Origin of the sequence: Streptomyces sp. NPDC051041 (genome assembly GCF_044456065.1) — a bacterium.
Taxonomy (GTDB): Bacteria; Actinomycetota; Actinomycetes; order Streptomycetales; family Streptomycetaceae; genus Streptomyces; species Streptomyces glaucus.
The window spans coordinates 1-3,304 of the sequence record NZ_JBITFM010000039.1 but is presented as its reverse complement, the minus strand read 5'-3'; the positions used below and the strand labels follow the sequence as shown (position 1 = coordinate 3,304).

Genomic DNA, 3,304 nt, shown 5'->3' with positions numbered 1-3,304 from the left:
AGACCCGGAGACAGCACGCGAAGGCTTGAAAGACACGACCCCAGGCTCCCACCAACGAGTCCGCCACGCCCACAGAACTAACGAAAACCTCAGTAGGAGTTGTCGTCAAATGTCACGCCCACATCAGCAGTGAGGCGAGGGTGACGGCTGCTTTGTAGGACTCGGCGGTCTTGTCGTAGCGGGTGGCGATGCCGCGCCATTGCTTGAGGCGGTTGAAGCACCGCTCGACGACGTTGCGCCGCTTGTAGACCTGCTTGTCGAAGGCCGGCGGACGTCCGCCACGGCTGCCGCGTCGGAGCCGGTTGCGGATCTGGTCGGACCGTTCCGGGATGGTGTGCCGGATGTTGCGTCGCCGCAGCCAGGTGCGTATGGCCTTGGAGCTGTAGCCCTTGTCGCCGATGACGTGGTCGGGGCGGACCCGGGGCCGCCCCGGCCCCAGCCGGGGCACCCGGATCGCCTCCATCACGGCCGTGAACTGGGTGCAGTCGTTGGTGTTGCCGCCGGTGACGGTGAAGGCGAGCGGTCGGCCCGCAGCGTCGCAGGCCAGATGGATCTTGCTGGTCAGGCCGCCTCTGGACCGGCCGAGTCCCGGGATGCGGAGCCCCTTTTTCGCGCTCCGGCCGCGTGCTGGTGGGCCCGGACGATCGTGGAGTCGACCGACACCAGCCACTCGATGTCCCCGGCCGCGTCGGCCCTGGCCTGGGCGGCCCGGAGCATCCGCTCGAAGGTGCCGTCCTTGGCCCACCGGCGGAAGCGGGTGTGCAGCGTGGCCCAGGAGCCGTACCGCTCGGGCACGTCCCGCCAGGCCGTTCCGGTCCGGAACTTCCACACGATCCCGTTGAGGACCGTCCGGTCGTCCAGCCGCCTGCGGCCCCTCCCGGACCGGGGCAGCAGCGGCTGCACGAACGCCCACTCGGCATCGGACAATTCATGGCGACGTATCCGGCCGTGAGGACCAACGGAACAGCCGTTGGCGTTAAGCACTTGATCTTGGCTCCGGACTCATGTCTCTGGCCCCAGCCGCAAGTAGCGGTCAGGGCTTCGTGGCCGTGGTCTTCTTGGGCTGGCGGGGCGCGGTCTTGGTCTTGTCGAGGTGGCCGTACACGATGGACCTCGGCACGCCGAACATGTCGGCGATCTGCCGGACGGTCTTCTCCCGCTCGTTGTAGAGCCGTTGGGCGAGCGCGGCCTGGTCTTCGGTGAGCGTGGGCCGGCGGCCGCCGACCCGGCCGCGGGCCCGCGCGGAGGCAAGCCCGTCGTTGGTGTTCGCCACGATCAGCTCGCGCTGGAGCTCAGCGAGCACGCTGAGCATGCCGAACATGGCCCGGCCCTCCACCGTGGACGTGTCGATGCCCTGCTCGATGACGTGCAGTCCGATCCCGCGCTCGCGCAGGTCCGCGCCGAGGGTCACCAGGTGCAGCACGGAGCGGGAGAGCCGGTCGAGCCGGGTGAGCTTCAACGTGTCGCCCTCGCGTAGCAGCTGCAGGACGAGGTCGAGCTTCGGGCGGGACGCCTTCGCGCCGCTCGCGGTGTCGACGTGGACGTGGTCGCGGTCGACGCCGGCCCGCAGCAGGGCGTCAATCTAATGATCGGGGTTCTGGTCGGCGGTCGAGACCCGCGCGTAGCCGATGAGCATGTGTCGGAATCTATCGGTCGGACCGTTCGCCGACGTTGATTGCCGACGCGAGTTGTCGACAATGCCCACCTGCGGGTTCGTGATCACGGGCCGAAGTGTCGGCAGACGGTCGTTTTTCGACGTCCTGCGGCCTTCCCTGAACTGCCATGGTGGAGTGCTGCTCTAGAGCAGTACTCTGGTGCCATGTCGGGTTCCGATACCTACCAACGCATCCTGGCCGCGGCCCTTGGATGCTTCCTCGAAAACGGAGTGCAACGCACGACGGTGGAGGAGGTCCGTAGGCGGGCGGAGGTCAGTAACGGCAGCTTCTTCCACCACTTTCGCACCAAGCAAGATCTTGCCGAAGCGGTCTATCTCCACGGTCTCCAACAGCACCAGGCCGAGCTGATGACAGTGCTGACGCCTCAAGCTGCTCTTCAAGGCGGCATCGAGGCAGCCGTGCGCCGCCACCTCGCCTGGGTGGAGGCGCACCCGGAGCTGGCTGCCTTCCTTGCAGCGCCGCCGGACTGGGTCACGCCTCGGGAGGCTCCCCGGATCGCGGCTTGTAGCAGGGAGTTCTTCCGCGCTGTCGCCCAATGGCTGGGGGACCGTGGCTGGGACGGCATGCCCGACCTGAGCGTGGTGGTCGCTGTGTGGATTGGACCGGCTCAGGAATACACCCGCAACTGGCTGATGGGCGGAGCCGCGCTACCCCATACAGCGGCAACGGCACTGGCCAGGGCCGCATGGAACGCCCTGCATCCGCTCCTACGGACGTCCACCTTGGAGGAGGCACGATGAACCATGTCCTCGCGCGCTACCAGCGCGCACTCGCAGGCGTCAGCGCCGTCGTCGATCGAGTGCCGGAACACCGCTGGACCAGCGCCTCCCCCTGCCCGGGATGGACCGGCTTACACGTCCTGGGACACATCATCGACGGCCAGCAGCAGATCGCCGCTCTGCTGTCGGGCCAGGGACCGCGTGAGCCGCTCCGGGACCCGGTCGAGGCGGTCGTCGGGCAACCGGTCACAGCCTGGAGTGCCACTTGCCGGTCCATGCTGGATCTGCTGACCACCGTCGACCCGAACAGCTGCGTTGCCTCACATCACGGCGAAGTGACGGGCGAGTGGGTACTGACCACCGCGGTCATCGAACCGCTCGTGCACGCCTGGGACCTCGCCCAGGCCGCGGGTTTCGAAACGGTCCTTGATGGCGAGGCCGTCGAGGCGTGCCTGACGGCCATTGCTCCCATGGCAGAACAATTCGCCGCCACCGGAATGTATGCACCCTCGCTGACCGCTCCGGCGCGCGCCACAGCTCAGCAGCAGCTTCTGGCTCTCCTGGGGCGCAAGACTGCGTGACCTTCAGAGCGGCGCCTGTTCGCGTCCTAGCTGTATTGACCACGAGCGTTGTTAACACTGGTGGGTCTTGATCATGGCGAAGACCTCCGCTGTGGTGGAGCTGTCTAGTACTGCAACGGTGTTTGCCGTGACTGATGGCCAGGCCGGTCGTTGGTGTGGTTATGGGTGGGGACCTTGCTGATGTCAAGTTGTGGGCGGGTGAACTGGACGTGGTGCATGAGCGGTTCGTGCATCGTTTCAGCAGGTCGGAGCCGCGTGAGTCGGCACTGGCCTATATGCGGGGGCTGATCGCTCCACTGCGGCGGAAGAACGGCTGGACGCTAGCGGA

Annotated in this window: 4 protein-coding genes and 1 pseudogene; 3 read left to right on the top strand and 2 right to left on the bottom strand. The window is 67.0% G+C overall.

Annotated elements, in window-relative coordinates:
• Positions 1–112 precede the first annotated feature (112 nt).
• Both ACIBAI_RS28880 and ACIBAI_RS28875 read right to left on the bottom strand, forming a co-directional pair.
• Positions 113–942, bottom strand: a protein-coding gene (locus tag ACIBAI_RS28880) for an IS5 family transposase (protein ID WP_399038775.1) whose coding sequence is annotated in 2 segments (ribosomal slippage) — positions 113–622 and positions 625–942 — 828 coding nt in all. Because the reading frame shifts where the segments join, the coding sequence is not laid out codon by codon here.
• A 91-nt stretch (positions 943–1,033) separates the two neighbouring features.
• Positions 1,034–1,570, bottom strand: a complete 537-nt coding sequence (locus ACIBAI_RS28875; protein WP_399038773.1) for a recombinase family protein — start codon at positions 1,568–1,570, stop codon at positions 1,034–1,036.
• A gap of 249 nt (positions 1,571–1,819) precedes the next feature.
• Between ACIBAI_RS28875 and ACIBAI_RS28870 the strand changes: the two genes are divergently transcribed.
• The 3 genes and pseudogenes from ACIBAI_RS28870 to ACIBAI_RS28860 all read left to right on the top strand — a co-directional run.
• The gene (locus ACIBAI_RS28870; RefSeq protein ID WP_399038771.1) at positions 1,820–2,416 is read left to right on the top strand and encodes a TetR/AcrR family transcriptional regulator; all 597 of its coding nucleotides are present in this window, start codon (positions 1,820–1,822) and stop codon (positions 2,414–2,416) included.
• A complete protein-coding gene (locus ACIBAI_RS28865) occupies positions 2,413–2,976 on the top strand; it encodes a TIGR03086 family metal-binding protein (RefSeq protein WP_399038769.1) in 564 nt (187 codons plus the stop codon). The genes ACIBAI_RS28870 and ACIBAI_RS28865 overlap by 4 nt, the downstream gene beginning before the upstream one ends.
• A gap of 161 nt (positions 2,977–3,137) precedes the next feature.
• Positions 3,138–3,304: pseudogene (locus tag ACIBAI_RS28860) on the top strand (IS701 family transposase); the annotation flags it as partial.